The following is a 17,099-nucleotide window of genomic DNA, read 5'->3' as shown; positions in this document are numbered from 1 at the left end:
GGGCTCGATTCAGCGCAGGAAATCCAGCGCTTCGGCGAGCAACAGTTCGGGCACTTCTTCGGCCAGATAATGCCCGGCCGGCAGCGCCTTGCCACTGACGTTGGTCGCCACATGCTGCCATTCCTTGAGCGGGTCAAAGCAGCGCCCGACTGTGCCTTGCGCACCCCACAGCACCCGCAGCGGCAGGTCAAGATGATGGCCGGCAGCGATGTCGGCCCGGTCATGTTCCAGGTCGATGCTGGCGCTGGCGCGGTAGTCCTCGCAAATGCCTCGGGCGCTGCCGGGACGTTGCAGGCAACGCAGGTATTCGCCGAACGCTGGCTCGGTGAACGGCGCGAGTCCGGCGCTGCGGCTGCCCATCACGCTGCGCAGATAGGCTGCGGGATCGGCCTCGATCAGGGTTTCCGGCAACGGCGCCGGGCGGATCAGAAAAAACCAGTGCCAATAGGCGCGGGCGAACGCTTCGTTGGTCTGCGTGTACATTGCCAGGGTCGGGGCGATGTCCAGCAGCATCATCCGTTGCACCGCAGCGCGGTGGTCGAGGGCCAGGCGATGGCCGACCCGGGCGCCACGGTCGTGGGCCAGAATCGAAAATTGTTCGAAGCCCAGCGCCTGCATCAACTCGAGGTTGTCCCTGGCCATTTCGCGTTTTGAGTAACGGCGGTGTTGTTCATCGGCAACCGGTCGGGCGCTGTCGCCATAGCCGCGCAGGTCGGCGGCGACCACGGTGAAATGCTCCGCCAACTGCTCGGCAATCTTGTGCCAGATCACGTGGGTCTGCGGGTGTCCGTGCAACAGCAACAGCCCCGGGCCGCTGCCGCCAAGGCGATAGGCGATGTCGACGCCGTTGACGTGGCGCTGGTCTTTGACGAATCCGGCAAACATCGGGCTGATCCTTGTTCAGGTGCGGGTGGGATGCATCCTGAAAGTGTTCGGCATTCGGGGCAAGGGTTGAAGCGTGGTGTGGTGGTTCATGAAGTGTGATGTGTGTCGCCAGGGCTGGCCCCTTCGCGGGCAAGCCCGCTCCCACAGTGTTTTTCTGTGTGACACCCATCGTATAAACACCGGAGATCCCTGTGGGAGCGGGCTTGCCCGCGAAGAGGCCAGCCCAAACCCTGAAAATCTCAACCCTGACTGAACATCTCCATCGCCCGCTGCTTGATCTGCTCTTCCGTCAGATCCTCCTTGCGCGTCGCCAGAAACCACAGGTGCCCATAGGGATCCTTCAGCGTCCCGCTGCGATCACCATAAAACTGATCCTTGACCTCCGACACCGCTTTCGCCCCGGCATCCAGCGCCCGTTGAAAGGACTTGTCGACATCAGTGACATACAGATGCAGACCGACCGACACGGCATTGTCCGGACCACTCAACGGCCCTTGATCGCACGGTGTGCCGAGCATGATCGCGCTGTCGCCAATGCGCAGTTCGGCGTGGCCGACGCGCCCGTCGGGCATGTCCAGGCGCATGACCTGGGTCGCGCCAAAGGCTTTCTTGTAGAACTCGATGGCTTCGGCGGCCTTGAGGATGCCGAGGTACGGGGTAATGCTGTGATACCCCTCGGGAATGGGTTTGACGCTCATGACGTTCTCCCTGTTCTTTGTTTTGCGAGGTATGGCTCCACCGGATTTGTGGAAGATTCACTATAGAACTGTCTGCGCGGCCAGGATTTTTCCCCGACGAGCAGTCAGTCCAGAAAGTGCGCCCCCGGCCCCTGATCACCGAGCACATCGCCCTGATTGCGCAACGGGCAGGCCTCCATCGACAGACACCCGCAACCGATGCAACCGGTGAGCCGGTCGCGCAACAAGGTCAGCTGATTGATCCGCTCGTCCAGTTCGCGGCGCCATTGTTCGGACAGGACTTTCCAGTCTGCTGCTGTCGGAGCGCGGTCGTCGGGGAGTCTCTTCAGCGCCTCGCCAATCTCCGCCAGCGGAATGCCCAGACGCTGCGCGACCTTGATCAACGCCACCCGGCGCAAGACTGCCCGTGGATAACGGCGCTGATTGCCGGCATTGCGCTGGCTGGTGATCAGGCCTTTGGCTTCATAAAAGTGCAGGGCAGTGACCGCGACTCCGCTGCGCGCGGCGACTTCGCCCACGGTGAGCTGTTTGTGCAGGTTTTCCGGGGTGATCATTTTGCAATAGGGCTCTTGACCTTGACTTAACTAGAGGTTTTACCCTGCAGGCCTTCGAGTCGCAAGACTCGTCTTACGATGAATGGGGACTTCTCATGCAAACCTCGACGAAAAATCGCAGTTTTACCCAATTGATCGAATTCGAGATCGAGCCGCGCCAGCAACCGGCATTGGTCAGTGCGCTGGCGCAGCAGAGTGAACATCTGGCGCAGCGCTACGCAGGCTTTGTCAGCGCCAGCGTCCAGGTCAGCGACGACGGTCGGCGGGTGCTGAGCTTGCTGCAATGGCAGAGCCGCGAAGCCGGGGAGGCGGCGTTCTGTCGCTATGAAAGCGGCGAGCAGGATTTCTGGCAGCTGATCCGCGCCCATCAGGCGAAGACCGTGACCTTCAATTCATTTCAGGTGTTGAGCAGCATCGCCCGCAGTCATGACGATGCGCTGCACTGCAATCTGGTGGGCTAGATCGACAACTGGATCAGGCGTTCACCGTGCAGGTTCTCCGTGAGTCGCCGCTTGTTCACCGCCAGTTCGCCGATCTTGATCAGCCGCGTGCGGGTGACATTGCGGCTCAGACCGAGCAGCGCGGCGGTGTGCACCTGGTTGTAATGGCAGAAGCGATAGGCGGCGCGCAGCAGGGCGTCTTCGACCTTTTCGTGGAGGGCGCCGGCCTGTTGTTCGAAGAGCTTCTGGAAGGCTCGCTCCAGCAGCGCTTCCGGTGAATCGTCGGCGTTCGACTGCTGATCGTCCGGGCGCTCGATGCGCAGGTTCGACAGGCGCAAATCGTCGCGCTCGATCACGCCGTTACGGCAGATCAACAGGGTGTGGTGGATGACGTTTTCCAGTTCACGGATGTTGCCCGGCCAACTGTAGCTGCGCAGTTTCTGTTCGGCACCGGGGCTGATGCTGACCCGTCCGTAACCCAGGCGCTGGCTGTAGGCCTCGATGAAATGTCGGGTCAGCGGCAGAATATCGCCGGGGCGGTCGCGCAGCGGACTGAGTTCCAGATTGACCACATTCAACCGGTAGAACAGGTCTTCGCGGAAGTTGCCGGCGTTGATCGCTTTCTCCAGTTGCACGTTGGTCGCGGCCAGCACGCGTACATCAATCGAAATGCTCTTGCGCGAGCCGAGGCGCACCACTTCGCGCTCCTGCAACACCCGCAGCAACTTGACCTGAATCGCCATCGGCAAATCGCCGATTTCGTCGAGGAACAAGGTGCCGCCATCCGCCTCTTCGAACCACCCGGCCTTGGCGCTGAGGGCGCCAGTGAAGGCGCCTTTTTCATGGCCGAACAGCTCGGCTTCCACCAGCGATTCGGAAAACGCGCCGCAGTTGACCGCGACAAACGGCCGATGCCGGCGGTGGCTCAGGTTATGGATGTGCCGCGCCACCAGCTCCTTGCCGGTGCCGGTCTCGCCGATGATCAGTACGCTGGCTTCGCTCGGCGCGACCTGTTGCAGATGGGCGAGCAGGGCCTGGGATTTCGGGTCTTCGAAGACCTGCGCGGTGGCGCGGATCGATGTCGCCAGCGCGGGTGAGGGCGGAAGGGTCAGCAGTTGCATGGGGCTCGCTCCATTAAAGGCAAGATCAGGAATAGAACGTCGGCACCGGCAGCGCCTGGTTCAGCGCCCAGTCGCCCAGCTCATGAAGTTTGTAATCGAGCGGGTCGTGCAGGGTCTGCGTGCGCAGGTTGCGCCAGTGCCGGTCGAGGCGCAGCGAGGCGTGGGTCGAACGCGCGCCTGTGACTTCGAACAAGCGGCTGCAAATCTCCAGCCCCTGACGACTGGCGGCGACCTTGGCGGTGGCAATCGCCGTGGCCAGATGTCCACGTTCCTCAGCGGTCAGGTTCGGGCCTTTGGCCCAGGCCTCATCGAGCAGCGCGGCGGCCCGTTCGACCAGCAGGCGGATGCCTTCCAGCGCCACCCAGAACTCGCCGTAATGCGCGAGTACGTACGGGTCTTCACGCACATTGCGGGCGGCGGATTTGTGCCAGAGCCGGGTTTCGCTCAGCGTGTACTGGCGCGCTTCCTCAAAGGCACCTTCGGCGATGCCGAGGAACATGTGGGTGAAGGTCAGTTGCGCGATCAGCGGACGCAGGCAGGCGAACGGTGTGCTCAATGGGCCGGGATCGAGCAGCAGCTCGGATTCTTCGACCCGCACCCGTTCGAACGTGGCGCTGCCACTGTCGGTCTGGCGCTGGCCGATGTTGTTCCAGTCATCGTGCAAGGTGATGCCGCTGCGACCGCTGGGGATGGCCGCGATCAGCAACTTGCCGCCGGCGCTTTCGTCGACGGCCGAAGCGATCAGCATCTGCGAATCGCTGGCGCCGGAGCAGAAGCTTTTCTTCCCGGAAAACTCGCGCCAACCGCCGAAGTCCTTGACCACGGTGCGGGTGTCGAGCGGGTTGAGGGCGTTGCCCCAGAACCAGTTCTGCCGCGCTGTCTGTTCGAACCACGGCTGCCATTGTTCGGGACGCGAGAACAGGCGCACGGTGGCGAGCATCAGGTGATGAAAGCCGAAGACGTGGGCGATGGAACTGTCGACCTTGGCGAACTCGCGCACGACTTGCAGGGTTTCGCTCCATGTCGCGCCGAGGCCGCCGTAACGGGTGGGAATGCTCAGGGCCAGCAGGCCGCTGTCGCGCAGGGCATCGCGCTCGGCCTTCGGCGTGCCGCCGCGCTCGTCACGCTCGACGGCGGTGAGGGCGAATTCGGCGGCCAGTTGGCGCGCGGTCTGCAGCGGGGAGAGCAGGGTGCTTTGTGGTTTGGCGGTCACGCGGTGTTCCTCAAAATCGATGCAATCCCTGTAGGAGTGAGCCTGCTCGCGATGTGGTCAGCACAGTCGACATCACCGTCTCAGATAAACCGCTTTCGCGAGCAGGCTCACTCCTACAATGGGCGTTTTTAGGCCTTGGCTTGGGTGGGCAACACATCGTTGGCAATCATTTCGCCAAACGGCCCGGTGAGGTTGGTCACGCCGCGTCCAGCCAGGCTTGCATACGGTTCGGGCAGCAGCGGGAACACCAGTTCGGCAAAGCGGTAAGCCTCTTCCAGGTGCGGATAACCGGAAAAGATGAAGCTCTCGATACCGAGGTCGGCGTACTCCTTGATCCGCGCGGCCACTTGCTGCGGATCGCCCACCAGCGCGGTACCGGCGCCGCCGCGTACCAGACCGACGCCGGCCCACAGGTTGGGGGCGATTTCCAGGTTGTCGCGACGCCCGTCGTGCAACGCCGCCATGCGCCGCTGGCCTTCGGAGTCGAAGCGCGAGAAGGATTTCTGCGCGGCTTCGATGGTCTCGTCGCTGATGTGCTCGATCAGTTTGTCCGCAGCCTTCCACGCCTCTTCGGCGGTCTCGCGAACGATGACGTGCAGGCGAATACCGAACTTCACCTTGCGTCCATGGCGAGCGGCACGTTCACGTACATCGGCGAGTTTTTCGGCAACGGCGGCGGGCGGTTCGCCCCAGGTCAGGTACACGTCGACTTGCTCGGCAGCGAGGTCATGCGCCGCGTCGGACGAGCCGCCGAAATACAACGGCGGATACGGTTTCTGCACCGGCGGATACAAGGCTTTGGCGTTCTGCACTTTCAGGTGCTTGCCCTCGAAATCCACCGATTCGCCTTGCAACACCCGGCGCCAGATCCTGAGGAATTCGTCGGTGACTTCGTAGCGTTCGCTGTGGCTCAGGAAGCTGCCGTCGCCACGGTTTTCGTCGGGGTCGCCGCCGGTCACCACGTTGATCAGCAGACGACCATTGGACAGTCGATCGAGCGTTGCCGCCATGCGCGCCGAAACGGTGGGCGAAATGATCCCCGGGCGGATCGCTACCAGATAACGCAGGCGTTCGGTCAACGGCACCAGCGCCGAGGCGATCACCCACGAGTCTTCGCAGGAGCGCCCGGTGGGAATCAGCACGCCGTGATAGCCGAGGCTGTCGGCGGCTTGCGCCACTTGTTTCAGATAATTCAGGGTGACCGGGCGCGCGCCTTGGGTGGTGCCCAGGTAATGGCCGTCGCCGTGGGTCGGCAGGAACCAGAAAACATCCATGAACAGCTCCTTAAGCGATTTTCAGCAACGGTTTGATTTGTGTGCCGAACAGCGGCGCGGCGCGTTCGGCGGCCAGACGGATCCGCGCTTTCAGCGGTTCGCTGGTGATCTGGTAGTCGGCGAAATCGGCTTCGGTGGCGTAGACCCCGATCGGCAGGGTCACCGCCTGGAAGAAACTGAACAGCGGCCGCAACTGATGATCGAGTACCAGCGCATGGCGCTCGCTGCCGCCGGTGGCGGCAAGCAGCACCGGGGTGTCGATCAGCGCGTTGAGGTCAATCAGGTCGAACAGATGCTTGAGCAGGCCCGGGTAGGAACCGCGATACACCGGCGCGGCGACGATCAGCAGATCCGCCTGTTCGATGGCTTGCAGTTCGGCCTCGACCTCGGCGCTCAGCTCCTGACGCGACAGGGCACCACCCAACGGGCGGGCGATGTCACCGAGTTCGATCAGATGACTCTCGACCGGTAAGTGTCCGGCCAGTTCGGCCAACAGCGCTTGGGTCAGCACCAGCGTGCGCGATGGACGCCAGGTGCCGCCGGAGAGGGCGACGACTTTCAGGGGACGCGACATGATCAGTTCCTTTTTATCAACAGTTGCTCAGCGAGCAGTGAGTAAGTGCCAAGGCTTGAGCAAGCGCTGTACCAATTCCTGAGACCCCGGTTTACACGGGCTTGAGCATTGTGCCGTGAGCCGGTTGTGCAGATATCGGGCGGGTTTGTTGATCTGCTGTTGCCTGGGCAACAGTTGCTGGAGCAACAGTTGTTCGCCGTGTGCAGGGATTTATAGCGGCTGCTGTTTATTCCGTAAAAGAACGTTAATCGATATTTATAGATCGTTAAGAGATATGTCGCCGATCAAGCTGAAATCCTGATAGCCACTATTGAGAGCGTTGATTTTTGCCCGGAGAGGAGCGGGCGTAGCCTTTGTCCATCGACTACCACCGCTCGCCAGGACGCTCCCCATGAATCGTTTACTGACTGTTTCGCTGCTGCTCGCTGTCTCCGTACTCGCCGGTTGCGCGACCCACGTTTCCCCCGAACAACGGCCGTACACCGCCGAAGAAACCCGCGAACTGGCAATGGAAGCGCTGAACCGCAGCGGCTTGTCTTTCGACGAATATCACGCGAAAAAATCCGCACTGTTGGGCGAATCGCAATTCGACAAGAAAGCTGAAATGAGCGCCGGGCGAGCCATACAGCTGCACGGTCGTCCAAGCTAATCGCAAACTGTACTGCTTGAATTTTCGCGTAACTGTCCGTGGGTTTGCGCGCTGCCGTGCGATAGGGTCAACACCTGAATGACCCTGACGGATTGCCCCATGACCCTCTCGCTTGATCTGCTGTTGGGCTTTGCCCTGTTTGCCCTTGTCACCTCGATTACACCGGGGCCGAACAACACCATGTTGCTGGCGTCGGGCGTGAACTTTGGCTTCAACCGCACCATTCCTCACATGCTCGGCATTACCTGCGGTTTCTTCGTATTGGTGGTCGCCGTGGGCTTTGGCCTGGGCGCGGTGTTCCAGACTTACCCGATTCTCTACACCGTGTTGCGCTATCTCGGCGCTGCATATCTGTTGTACCTGGCGTGGAAAATCGCCCATTCGGGGCCGGTGGGTGAGGGCGTGGAAGGCGAGGCCAAACCGATCAGCTATCTGGGTGCCGCCGCGTTTCAGTGGGTCAATCCCAAGGCCTGGATCATGGCCATCGGTGCCATCAGCACGTACACGCCGATGCAGGGTTACTTCACCAACGTGGTGGTCATCGCCGCCGTGTTCGCCCTCATCAACCTGCCCAGCGTCGGCGTCTGGGCAGCGTGCGGCACGCTGCTGCGTAACGTGCTCAAGGACCCGCGCTGGTTGCGGGTGTTCAACTGGGGCATGGCGGCGCTGTTGGTGATTTCGCTGTACCCGTTACTTCTCGAAAGCTTTCACTGACGCATTGCTTCAACCGCCGGCCCGATGCCTGTTAAGCTCGGCTTCAGGAGCGTTCCTACGCACTTTTAAATGAAGTTGTTCTTCTTTAACGGCATCCGATCAGGTATTGATGACGGTCTCGAACCCAGGCGCAGCTCACAAGGCTGCGCTGTGCCGTTTGCAGACACGAGCCTCCTGATCCCGGAACACGCTCTGCGAGTCTTTTATGAATAAACGTCCGTTGTATTTCGATTACGCCGCCACCACCCCGGTGGACGAGCGGGTCATCCAGGTGATGATCGATTGTCTGGGGTTTCACGGTAACTTCGGCAACCCGGCGTCCAGCTCCCACGCCTTCGGCCAGCAGGCCCGGCAAACGGTCGAGCAGGCCCGTCGGCAAGTCGCCGAACTGGTCGGCGCCGAGGCTGCGCAGATCGTCTGGACCTCCGGCGCCACCGAATCCAACAACCTTGCCCTCAAGGGCGTGGCCCAGGCACGCGGCGTTGCCGGTGGCCACATCATTACCAGTCAGATCGAACACAAAGCCATTCTCGATACCGCCCGGCAATTGCAGGATGCCGGCGTCGCGGTGACCTATCTGGTACCGGACGCCGAAGGCCTGATCACCCCGCAGGCGGTCAGCGAAGCCATGCGCGACGACACCTTTCTGGTGTCGCTGATGCTGGTCAACAACGAACTCGGCACCCTCAACGATATCCCGGCGATCGGTGAAGTCGTGCGCGGCCGTGGCGCGTTGTTCCATGTCGATGCCGCGCAGGGCGCCGGCAAAGTGGCGATCGATCTGCAGCAGTGGCCAGTGGACTTGATGTCGTTTTCGGCGCACAAGCTTTACGGTCCCAAGGGGATCGGCGCGTTGTATGTCGGCCCACGCGCGCAGCAGCGCTTGCAGGCGCAGATTCATGGCGGCGGCCACGAAGGCGGGCTGCGCTCCGGGACCCTGGCGACGCATCAGATCGCCGGCATGGGCGCGGCATTCGCCTTGGCGGCTGCCGAATTCGATGCCGAGAAAAAGTCCATCGTGGCGCTGCGTGAACGGCTGCTCGAACAGTTGCTGAGTCTGCCGGGCGTACGCCTCAACGGCAGCGCCAGCCAGCGTATCGCGCACACGTTGAGCCTGACTTTCAGCGAAGGTGAATTCAACAGTGCGGCCTTGAGCCAGTCGATCGCCTTTTCCGCGACCTCGGCCTGCAACTCGGCGAGCAACACGCCTTCTCACGTGCTGCTGGCACTGGGGCACGACGCCCGGCTGGCCGGGCGCACCATTCGTCTGAGCCTCGGCCGTTTCACCACCGCCGATGATGTCGATCAGGCGGCAGCACTGATCAAAGGCGCCTGCGCCAGTGCCCCGGCATTCTGGGCGACAGGGCTTTAACCAGCCGGTTTTCACGGCTACGAACAATAACGATGAAGTGATTGGCAGGAGACATGATGAGTACCCAGACTTTGACCGAAGGAACGGTTCCCCAGCGCCTGGCGCACACCCGTGAACTGATGCGCCGTGAAGGCATTCATGCGTTGCTGGTGCCATCGGCCGACCCGCATCTGTCGGAATACCTGCCGGGCTACTGGCAAGGGCGGCAATGGCTGTCGGGCTTTCATGGTTCGGTCGGCACTTTGATCGTGACTGCTGATTTCGCCGGAGTCTGGGCCGACAGTCGTTACTGGGAACAGGCGACCAAGGAACTCAAGGGCAGCGGCATCGAGCTGGTCAAGCTGCAACCGGGTCAGCCGAGCCCGCTGGACTGGCTGGCGGAGCAGACACCCGAAGGTGGCGTAGTCGCGGTCGACGGTGCGGTGATGGCCGTGGCTTCAGCGCGCACCCTGAGCAGCAAGCTCGAAGCCCGCGGCGCGCGTCTGCGCACTGACATCGACCTGTTGAATGAAGTCTGGGCGGATCGCCCGAGCCTGCCGAACGCGCCGATCTATCAGCATCTGCCACCGCAAGCGACGGTCAGCCGTGGCGAAAAACTCGCCAAACTGCGCGAGACCCTGCAGGAACGTGGCGCCGATTGGCACTTCATCGCCACCCTCGATGACATCGCCTGGCTGTTCAACCTGCGCGGCGGCGACGTGTCGTTCAACCCGGTGTTTGTTTCTTTTGCGTTGATCAATCAACAGCAGGCCACGCTGTTTGTGGCTTTGAGCAAAGTTGATGCCGAGTTGCGTGCGGTGCTGGAGCAGGACGGCGTGACTCTGCGCGATTATCGCGAAGTCGCTGACGCCTTGCGCGCTGTACCAGGCGGCGCCAGCCTGCTGGTGGATCCGGCGCGGGTGACCAGCGGTTTGCTGGATAACCTCGACAGCGCGGTGAAACTGGTCGAAGGCTTGAACCCGACCACCCTCGCCAAATCGCAAAAGAGCGAAGCTGATGCGCAACATATCCGCAAGGCCATGGAGCAGGATGGCGCGGCGTTGTGCGAATTCTTCGCCTGGCTGGAATCGGCCTGGGGGCGTGAACGCATCACCGAACTGACCATCGACGAAAAACTCACCGCTGCCCGTGAGCGCCGTCCGGATTACGTGTCGCTGAGCTTCAACACGATTGCCGCGTTTAACGCCAATGGCGCGATGCCGCACTATCACGCCACCGAAGAAGAACACGCGGTGATCGAAGGCGACGGCTTGCTGCTGATCGACTCGGGCGGCCAGTACCTGGGCGGCACCACCGACATCACCCGAATGGTCCCGGTCGGAACCCCGACGGACGAGCAGAAGCGTGATTGCACTCGCGTACTCAAAGGCGTTATCGCGCTGTCGCGGGCGCAGTTCCCGAAAGGCATTCTCTCGCCGTTGCTCGATGCCATCGCCCGCGCACCGATCTGGGCGGAAAACGTGGATTACGGTCACGGCACCGGTCATGGGGTCGGCTATTTCCTCAACGTGCACGAAGGCCCGCAGGTGATCGCCTATCAGGCAGCACCGGCACCGCAAACGGCGATGCAAGCGGGGATGATCACTTCGATTGAACCGGGCACCTATCGTCCGGGTCGTTGGGGCGTGCGCATCGAGAACCTGGCGATGAACCGCGAGGCGGGGAGCAGCGAGTTTGGCGAGTTCCTCAAGTTTGAAACCTTGACCCTGTGCCCGATCGATACGCGCTGCCTGGAGCCATCCTTGCTGACGCAGGAAGAGAAGCAGTGGTTCAACGCCTACCATGCTGAAGTGCGTGAGCGTCTGAGTCCGTTGCTGGAGGGGGCCGCGCTGGAGTGGCTGAACACGCGCACAGCGGCGATTTGAATGGCTGAAACCCGGGCGCTGTTGGCAGCGTCCGGGTTCTGAGGTTTTTCTAAGCCTGACGCAGGGCCTCTTCGACGAAGTCGAGGCGGTCCTGTCCAAAGAACATCTGGTTGCCGATAAACATGCTCGGCGCGCCAAACACCCCGCGTTTAATGGCTGTCTCGGTGTTGTCCTTCAGGGCTGCCTTGACTGTCTCGTCGTTGGTCAGGGCCAGGACTTCATTGGGATCGAAGCCTTGTTCGCTCAAAACCGCAGCGACAGTCGCCGGCTCATCGAGAGCGCGTCCCTCCACCCACAATGCCTTGAACAGACAATCGATAAATGCGTGAAAGCGTTCCGGCTGGCGCAGTTGGATGCCGGTGACCGCGCGCATCAGCATCAGCGTGTTGATCGGGAAATGCGGATTGAATTTCAGCGGCACGCCATAACGTTTGGCGTAGCGATCCAGATCCTGAAACATGTAGCGGCCCTTCGCCGGAATCATCGCCGGCGACGCGTTGCCAGTCGCCTTGAACACGCCGCCCAGCAGCATCGGGATATAGATCAGCTCGCTTTGAGTTGCGGCACATATTTTCGGTAATTGGGTGTAAGCCAGGTAGGTGGCAGGGCTGCCGAGGTCGAAATAGAACTCCACGGTTTTCGTCATGTTCGCTGCTCTCTGATTATTGTTATGGAGGAGGCGGGGCTTACCAGCGTTCGTTCCACGGGCGCAGATCCAGCTCGAAGGTCCAGGCATCCCGTGGCTGACTGTGCAGATACCAGTAGTTTTCGGCGATGTGTTCGGGATTGAGAATACCGTCCTGATCCTTGGTCGCGTACTTCTCCGGGAAACTGTTGCGTATGAAGTCGGTATCGATCGCGCCATCGACCACTATATGGGCGACGTGGATATTCATCGGGCCCAACTCGCGAGCCATGCTTTGTGCCAGTGCACGGATACCGTGTTTGGCGCCGGCAAACGCGGCAAATCCGGAAGCACCGCGCAGCCCGGCGGTGGCGCCAGTGAACAGAATGGTGCCGCGTTGGCGGGTGACCATGCGCTTGGCCACTTCGCGGGCATTGAGAAAGCCCGAGAAACAGGCCATTTCCCAGATCTTGAAATACTTGCGCGCAGTTTCTTCGAGAATGCTGCAAGGCACGTTGGCACCAATGTTGAAGACAAACGCTTCGATCGGGCCGAGGTGGGTTTCAATCTCTTCAATCAACGCAATGACGTCTTCTTCCTTGCGCGCATCGCAGGCAAAGCCGTGAGCTTCGCCACCCTCGGCCTGAATCGCCTCGACCAGCGGCTGCAATTTGTCGGCGCTGCGCCGGGTGACGCAAGCGATAAAACCTTCTCTGGCAAAGCGCTTGGCAATCGCTCCGCCGGTGGCATCGCCAGCACCCACCACCAACACGACCTTCTTGTTATTCATGGGTAGATCCCTTTAGTAAACGATCGTTAAGTGAACGAACGTTATGCTAGGATCCGGACAACGTCAAGGCGGTCGATCAAGAGGGCAAGCACATGCGGTATTCCGCCGGTCACAAGCTGGAAACCCGAGAAAAACTGCTGAACAGCAGCGCGCTGTCAGCCAAGCGTTCGGGCTTTTCCACAGTCGGTGTCGATGGTTTGATGAAGGCTATCGGCCTCAGTGGCGCAGCGTTTTATAGCCACTTCTCGTCGAAAAACGAGCTGTTCACGGCGATCGTCGAGCGTGAACTGTGTCAGAGCCTGGAGCGACTGGGAGGGCAGGGGGCGCAGGATCGTGAGCGGCTGGAACGCTGTCTGAAACAGTACCTGAGCATGGCTCACGTGGAGCAGCCTGAATCGGGCTGCGCCTTGCCGACACTGGGTGCGGAAATTGCCCGTTCAGATGATCAGGTTCGCGAGCAGGCAGAGTTGTGGATTTGTCGGTTGCAAGCCAGCTGGGCGCAGATTCTGGAAAGCGACAGCCTGGCGTGGGCGATTCTGTCGCAATGCGTCGGAGCACTGGTGGTGGCGCGGATGCTGGTGACACCGGATATTCAGCGAACGGTATTGAAATCCAGTCATGAGGAAATCGGGCGTCAGCTGGCTGCTCGACAAGGCGAGCAGCCAGCATGATTCATTTGCAGATGACGATCATGCTGCGGCTGGTATAACCGGCCGGATTAAGACCGAACGGGTAGTCGCCGGGTTCTTCCACGGCGTCCCCTGATTTGGCGATGACTTTGTAGCCCTTTGGGGCGCAGGCATTGGCGGCGCTGGTGTAGCACTTGTCCCAAGAGGACGACAGCCCGGAACAGTTGATGTGCAGCCCTTTTTTACCGTGCTTCACTTGGGTCTTGGCGGTGGCTGCGCACCCCGCTACTGCCAATACAGCGATCAGTATCAAAATTCGTTTCATTACCGTCCTTATGGTAGCCACGAGTCTGGCGCTCGGGTCTGCCTGTATTCGCCTGCGCTTTAAGCGGTTCGATATCCCTGTCCGAAAAAATCCATGCCTGGCACTGAGTTAAGGGGTCTAAACATGGCCTAAATGAACGCCAATTGCCAGACCTTCGTCAAATCCTGTTTCAATCTGCCGCTACAACGGGTTTGGCGCTACTGCCCATGGTCATGGTTGCCCCGACGGAAGCCAGAATAATGCACAGGATCGCCATCCATTGTGACAGCGTGAGGTACTCCTGCAGGAATAGCAGCCCGGACAACGCGCCAAAGGCCGGTTCGATGCTCATCAAAGTCCCAAAGGTGCGGGCTGGTATGCGGGTGAGGGCGACCATCTCCAGCGTGTAGGGCAAAGCAGTCGAGAGGATGGCGACGCCGATGGCCACCGGGATCAGCGACGGGGTGAGCAATGCCGCGCCGGCATGCACGATGCCGATCGGGGCGACAAACAGTGCGGCAATCATCACGCCCAGCGCCGCGGTCGTCACGCCGTTGTCGGCGCCAGCCTTTTGGCCGAACAGAATGTACAGCGCCCAGCACACGCCGGCCCCCAAGGCGTAACCGGCACCGACCAGATCAATTCCCGTGGAGGTCGCTCCGGTGGGGATCAACAGGAGCAGGCCAGCTGCCGCCAGAGCAATCCAGAGGAAGTCGATCGCACGGCGAGAGGCGTAGATGGCGACGGCCAGCGGACCCGTGAATTCAAGCGCGACTGCGATGCCAAGTGGCACGGTGCGCAATGACATATAGAAGAGGAAGTTCATGCCGCCCAGCGCCATTCCGTAAACGATCACCGTGCGCAGGGACTGAGCTGTCAGCCTGGCGCGCCACGGACGCAGTAGTAACAGCATGATTACGCTGGCAAAGACCAGGCGCAGGGTGGTCGTCCCCTGAGCGCCAACCACCGGGAACATGCTCTTGGCCAGAGAGGCGCCAGACTGAATGGATGCCATGGCTATTAATAAGAGGCCAACCGGGAACAGCATTGAGGCCAGAGAGCGAGGTTGGTCAGTCATTGCGAGGCATCATCCGAAGGTGAGAGCAGGGTTGAGAGCAGGGTGTTGTTTTAAGTGTTGGGCAATATACTGCGCATTCGCTGACGTTGCATCTATATATAAGCAGGCTTTTTCGGTGCATTGATAGAAAACTGAAATTAACGGTTGACGGCAGATTCAGGAAGTCTATAATTCGCCCCACTTCCGGCGCAGTCGAAACGGAAAACTCCTTGAGATTCAATGAGTTACGCAGTTTTCGACAGCGACTTGCTTCAGTTCATCGAAGCCTGGAAGGAGTTGAAAGAGCGGTGATGTTTGGCTCTTTTGACGGTTCGATCTTCTCGGTCGAAAGCGGAGAAAAAGAGGTGTTGACAGCAGCGTGTAACGCTGTAGAATTCGCCTCCCGCTAACGAGAGATCGGAAGCGCAAGTGGTTGAAGTTGTTGAAGAAATCTTCGAAAACTTCTGAAAATAATCACTTGACAGCAAATGAGGCTGCTGTAGAATGCGCGCCTCGGTTGAGACGAAAGATCTTAACCAACCGCTCTTTAACAACTGAATCAAGCAATTCGTGTGGGTGCTTGTGGAGTCAGACTAATAGTCAACAAGATTATCAGCATCACAAGTTACTCCGCGAGAAATCAAAGATGTAACCAACGATTGCTGAGCCAAGTTTAGGGTTTCTTAAAAACCCAAAGATGTTTGAACTGAAGAGTTTGATCATGGCTCAGATTGAACGCTGGCGGCAGGCCTAACACATGCAAGTCGAGCGGATGAAAGGAGCTTGCTCCTGGATTCAGCGGCGGACGGGTGAGTAATGCCTAGGAATCTGCCTGGTAGTGGGGGACAACGTTTCGAAAGGAACGCTAATACCGCATACGTCCTACGGGAGAAAGCAGGGGACCTTCGGGCCTTGCGCTATCAGATGAGCCTAGGTCGGATTAGCTAGTTGGTGAGGTAATGGCTCACCAAGGCGACGATCCGTAACTGGTCTGAGAGGATGATCAGTCACACTGGAACTGAGACACGGTCCAGACTCCTACGGGAGGCAGCAGTGGGGAATATTGGACAATGGGCGAAAGCCTGATCCAGCCATGCCGCGTGTGTGAAGAAGGTCTTCGGATTGTAAAGCACTTTAAGTTGGGAGGAAGGGTTGTAGATTAATACTCTGCAACTTTGACGTTACCGACAGAATAAGCACCGGCTAACTCTGTGCCAGCCCGCGGTAATACAGAGGGTGCAAGCGTTAATCGGAATTACTGGGCGTAAAGCGCGCGTAGGTGGTTTGTTAAGTTGGATGTGAAATCCCCGGGCTCAACCTGGGAACTGCATCCAAAACTGGCAAGCTAGAGTATGGTAGAGGGTGGTGGAATTTCCTGTGTAGCGGTGAAATGCGTAGATATAGGAAGGAACACCAGTGGCGAAGGCGACCACCTGGACTGATACTGACACTGAGGTGCGAAAGCGTGGGGAGCAAACAGGATTAGATACCCTGGTAGTCCACGCCGTAAACGATGTCAACTAGCCGTTGGGAGCCTTGAGCTCTTAGTGGCGCAGCTAACGCATTAAGTTGACCGCCTGGGGAGTACGGCCGCAAGGTTAAAACTCAAATGAATTGACGGGGGCCCGCACAAGCGGTGGAGCATGTGGTTTAATTCGAAGCAACGCGAAGAACCTTACCAGGCCTTGACATCCAATGAACTTTCCAGAGATGGATTGGTGCCTTCGGGAACATTGAGACAGGTGCTGCATGGCTGTCGTCAGCTCGTGTCGTGAGATGTTGGGTTAAGTCCCGTAACGAGCGCAACCCTTGTCCTTAGTTACCAGCACGTTATGGTGGGCACTCTAAGGAGACTGCCGGTGACAAACCGGAGGAAGGTGGGGATGACGTCAAGTCATCATGGCCCTTACGGCCTGGGCTACACACGTGCTACAATGGTCGGTACAGAGGGTTGCCAAGCCGCGAGGTGGAGCTAATCCCACAAAACCGATCGTAGTCCGGATCGCAGTCTGCAACTCGACTGCGTGAAGTCGGAATCGCTAGTAATCGCGAATCAGAATGTCGCGGTGAATACGTTCCCGGGCCTTGTACACACCGCCCGTCACACCATGGGAGTGGGTTGCACCAGAAGTAGCTAGTCTAACCTTCGGGAGGACGGTTACCACGGTGTGATTCATGACTGGGGTGAAGTCGTAACAAGGTAGCCGTAGGGGAACCTGCGGCTGGATCACCTCCTTAATCGACGACATCAGCTGCTCCATAAGTTCCCACACGAATTGCTTGATTCATTGAAGAAGACGATAGAAGCAGCTTAAGCTCCAAGCTGATAGCTCTT

The 17,099-nt window shown here is 59.7% G+C and carries 17 protein-coding genes and 1 rRNA gene; 7 read left to right on the top strand and 11 right to left on the bottom strand.

Features of this window, described 5'->3' with window-relative positions:
• Positions 1–9: 9 nt before the first annotated feature.
• The 3 genes from E3Z29_RS22315 to soxR form a co-directional block, all read right to left on the bottom strand.
• A complete protein-coding gene (locus E3Z29_RS22315) occupies positions 10–885 on the bottom strand; it encodes an alpha/beta fold hydrolase (protein WP_134786977.1) in 876 nt (291 codons plus the stop codon).
• 239 nt (positions 886–1,124) lie between these two features.
• A complete protein-coding gene (locus E3Z29_RS22310) occupies positions 1,125–1,583 on the bottom strand; it encodes a VOC family protein (RefSeq protein WP_103368493.1) in 459 nt (152 codons plus the stop codon).
• Between the two features lie 104 nt (positions 1,584–1,687).
• Complete coding sequence (soxR, locus tag E3Z29_RS22305) at positions 1,688–2,137, bottom strand: redox-sensitive transcriptional activator SoxR (RefSeq protein WP_103368494.1); 450 nt, start codon at positions 2,135–2,137, stop codon at positions 1,688–1,690.
• A gap of 95 nt (positions 2,138–2,232) precedes the next feature.
• On the opposite strand from soxR, the gene E3Z29_RS22300 reads away from it, so the two are divergent.
• Entirely contained in the window at positions 2,233–2,598 is a 366-nt protein-coding gene (locus E3Z29_RS22300; RefSeq protein ID WP_134786976.1) for an antibiotic biosynthesis monooxygenase, read from the top strand.
• On the opposite strand, the gene E3Z29_RS22295 is transcribed toward E3Z29_RS22300, so the two are convergent.
• The 4 genes from E3Z29_RS22295 to msuE all read right to left on the bottom strand — a co-directional run bounded on the left by E3Z29_RS22295 (position 2,595) and on the right by msuE (position 6,759).
• Positions 2,595–3,698, bottom strand: a complete 1,104-nt coding sequence (locus E3Z29_RS22295) for a sigma-54-dependent Fis family transcriptional regulator (RefSeq protein ID WP_134786975.1) — start codon at positions 3,696–3,698, stop codon at positions 2,595–2,597. The two genes, E3Z29_RS22300 and E3Z29_RS22295, sit on opposite strands and share 4 nt — an antisense overlap.
• Positions 3,699–3,723: 25 nt before the next feature.
• Positions 3,724–4,911: an acyl-CoA dehydrogenase family protein gene (locus E3Z29_RS22290; RefSeq protein WP_098964834.1), complete on the bottom strand. Its 1,188-nt coding sequence runs from the start codon at positions 4,909–4,911 to the stop codon at positions 3,724–3,726.
• Positions 4,912–5,039: 128 nt separating this feature from the next.
• Positions 5,040–6,185 (bottom strand): FMNH2-dependent alkanesulfonate monooxygenase, encoded by a 1,146-nt coding sequence (gene ssuD / locus E3Z29_RS22285; RefSeq protein ID WP_007965452.1) that lies wholly within the window; start codon positions 6,183–6,185, stop codon positions 5,040–5,042.
• 10 nt (positions 6,186–6,195) lie between these two features.
• Positions 6,196–6,759 carry an FMN reductase gene (gene msuE / locus E3Z29_RS22280; RefSeq protein WP_047599911.1) on the bottom strand — a complete coding sequence of 188 codons (564 nt, stop codon included), beginning with the start codon at positions 6,757–6,759 and terminating at the stop codon, positions 6,196–6,198.
• A gap of 391 nt (positions 6,760–7,150) precedes the next feature.
• Between msuE and E3Z29_RS22275 the strand changes: the two genes are divergently transcribed.
• From E3Z29_RS22275 to E3Z29_RS22260, 4 genes are all read left to right on the top strand, one after another.
• Positions 7,151–7,408 (top strand): hypothetical protein, encoded by a 258-nt coding sequence (locus E3Z29_RS22275; protein ID WP_134786974.1) that lies wholly within the window; start codon positions 7,151–7,153, stop codon positions 7,406–7,408.
• Positions 7,409–7,507: 99 nt separating this feature from the next.
• Positions 7,508–8,122 (top strand): LysE family translocator, encoded by a 615-nt coding sequence (locus tag E3Z29_RS22270; RefSeq protein ID WP_134786973.1) that lies wholly within the window; start codon positions 7,508–7,510, stop codon positions 8,120–8,122.
• A 205-nt stretch (positions 8,123–8,327) separates the two neighbouring features.
• Complete coding sequence (locus E3Z29_RS22265; RefSeq protein WP_134786972.1) at positions 8,328–9,494, top strand: aminotransferase class V-fold PLP-dependent enzyme; 1,167 nt, start codon at positions 8,328–8,330, stop codon at positions 9,492–9,494.
• 56 nt (positions 9,495–9,550) lie between these two features.
• On the top strand, positions 9,551–11,359 hold the full coding sequence (locus E3Z29_RS22260; protein WP_134786971.1) for an aminopeptidase P family protein: 1,809 nt from the start codon (positions 9,551–9,553) through the stop codon (positions 11,357–11,359).
• 49 nt (positions 11,360–11,408) lie between these two features.
• Here the strand turns inward: E3Z29_RS22260 and E3Z29_RS22255 are convergent, their stop codons facing one another.
• Positions 11,409–12,005 carry a 2-hydroxychromene-2-carboxylate isomerase gene (locus E3Z29_RS22255; protein ID WP_134786970.1) on the bottom strand — a complete coding sequence of 199 codons (597 nt, stop codon included), beginning with the start codon at positions 12,003–12,005 and terminating at the stop codon, positions 11,409–11,411.
• A 40-nt stretch (positions 12,006–12,045) separates the two neighbouring features.
• Positions 12,046–12,774 carry an SDR family oxidoreductase gene (locus tag E3Z29_RS22250; RefSeq protein ID WP_134786969.1) on the bottom strand — a complete coding sequence of 243 codons (729 nt, stop codon included), beginning with the start codon at positions 12,772–12,774 and terminating at the stop codon, positions 12,046–12,048.
• A gap of 92 nt (positions 12,775–12,866) precedes the next feature.
• Between E3Z29_RS22250 and E3Z29_RS22245 the strand changes: the two genes are divergently transcribed.
• A complete protein-coding gene (locus tag E3Z29_RS22245) occupies positions 12,867–13,445 on the top strand; it encodes a TetR/AcrR family transcriptional regulator (RefSeq protein ID WP_098964827.1) in 579 nt (192 codons plus the stop codon).
• Between the two features lies 1 nt (position 13,446).
• Here E3Z29_RS22245 and E3Z29_RS22240 read toward each other — a convergent pair whose 3' ends face one another.
• Together E3Z29_RS22240 and rhtA are read right to left on the bottom strand one after the other, a co-directional pair.
• Positions 13,447–13,728 carry a hypothetical protein gene (locus E3Z29_RS22240; RefSeq protein ID WP_096795010.1) on the bottom strand — a complete coding sequence of 94 codons (282 nt, stop codon included), beginning with the start codon at positions 13,726–13,728 and terminating at the stop codon, positions 13,447–13,449.
• Between the two features lie 169 nt (positions 13,729–13,897).
• Entirely contained in the window at positions 13,898–14,785 is an 888-nt protein-coding gene (gene rhtA / locus E3Z29_RS22235; RefSeq protein ID WP_134786968.1) for a threonine/homoserine exporter RhtA, read from the bottom strand.
• Positions 14,786–15,467: 682 nt separating this feature from the next.
• On the opposite strand from rhtA, the gene E3Z29_RS22225 reads away from it, so the two are divergent.
• Positions 15,468–17,002 (top strand): 16S ribosomal RNA (locus tag E3Z29_RS22225).
• Positions 17,003–17,099: the final 97 nt, after the last annotated feature.

Source organism: Pseudomonas sp. S150 (assembly GCF_004526365.1).
GTDB lineage: Bacteria > Pseudomonadota > Gammaproteobacteria > Pseudomonadales > Pseudomonadaceae > Aquipseudomonas > Aquipseudomonas putida_A.
Note: the sequence above shows the minus strand (reverse complement) of the source record. Positions and strands in the feature narration are given on the sequence as shown.

What these genes read in the sequence shown, in the direction of transcription:
- E3Z29_RS22315 (WP_134786977.1), bottom strand. Translation starts at nt 885, where the DNA reads ATGTTTGCCGGATTCGTCAAAGACCAGCGCCACGTCAACGGCGTCGAC.
- E3Z29_RS22310 (WP_103368493.1), bottom strand. Translation starts at nt 1,583, where the DNA reads ATGAGCGTCAAACCCATTCCCGAGGGGTATCACAGCATTACCCCGTAC.
- soxR (WP_103368494.1), bottom strand. Translation starts at nt 2,137, where the DNA reads ATGATCACCCCGGAAAACCTGCACAAACAGCTCACCGTGGGCGAAGTC.
- E3Z29_RS22300 (WP_134786976.1), top strand. Translation starts at nt 2,233, where the DNA reads ATGCAAACCTCGACGAAAAATCGCAGTTTTACCCAATTGATCGAATTC.
- E3Z29_RS22295 (WP_134786975.1), bottom strand. Translation starts at nt 3,698, where the DNA reads ATGCAACTGCTGACCCTTCCGCCCTCACCCGCGCTGGCGACATCGATC.
- ssuD (WP_007965452.1), bottom strand. Translation starts at nt 6,185, where the DNA reads ATGGATGTTTTCTGGTTCCTGCCGACCCACGGCGACGGCCATTACCTG.
- msuE (WP_047599911.1), bottom strand. Translation starts at nt 6,759, where the DNA reads ATGTCGCGTCCCCTGAAAGTCGTCGCCCTCTCCGGCGGCACCTGGCGT.
- E3Z29_RS22275 (WP_134786974.1), top strand. Translation starts at nt 7,151, where the DNA reads ATGAATCGTTTACTGACTGTTTCGCTGCTGCTCGCTGTCTCCGTACTC.
- E3Z29_RS22270 (WP_134786973.1), top strand. Translation starts at nt 7,508, where the DNA reads ATGACCCTCTCGCTTGATCTGCTGTTGGGCTTTGCCCTGTTTGCCCTT.
- E3Z29_RS22265 (WP_134786972.1), top strand. Translation starts at nt 8,328, where the DNA reads ATGAATAAACGTCCGTTGTATTTCGATTACGCCGCCACCACCCCGGTG.
- E3Z29_RS22260 (WP_134786971.1), top strand. Translation starts at nt 9,551, where the DNA reads ATGAGTACCCAGACTTTGACCGAAGGAACGGTTCCCCAGCGCCTGGCG.
- E3Z29_RS22255 (WP_134786970.1), bottom strand. Translation starts at nt 12,005, where the DNA reads ATGACGAAAACCGTGGAGTTCTATTTCGACCTCGGCAGCCCTGCCACC.
- E3Z29_RS22250 (WP_134786969.1), bottom strand. Translation starts at nt 12,774, where the DNA reads ATGAATAACAAGAAGGTCGTGTTGGTGGTGGGTGCTGGCGATGCCACC.
- E3Z29_RS22245 (WP_098964827.1), top strand. Translation starts at nt 12,867, where the DNA reads ATGCGGTATTCCGCCGGTCACAAGCTGGAAACCCGAGAAAAACTGCTG.
- E3Z29_RS22240 (WP_096795010.1), bottom strand. Translation starts at nt 13,728, where the DNA reads ATGAAACGAATTTTGATACTGATCGCTGTATTGGCAGTAGCGGGGTGC.
- rhtA (WP_134786968.1), bottom strand. Translation starts at nt 14,785, where the DNA reads ATGACTGACCAACCTCGCTCTCTGGCCTCAATGCTGTTCCCGGTTGGC.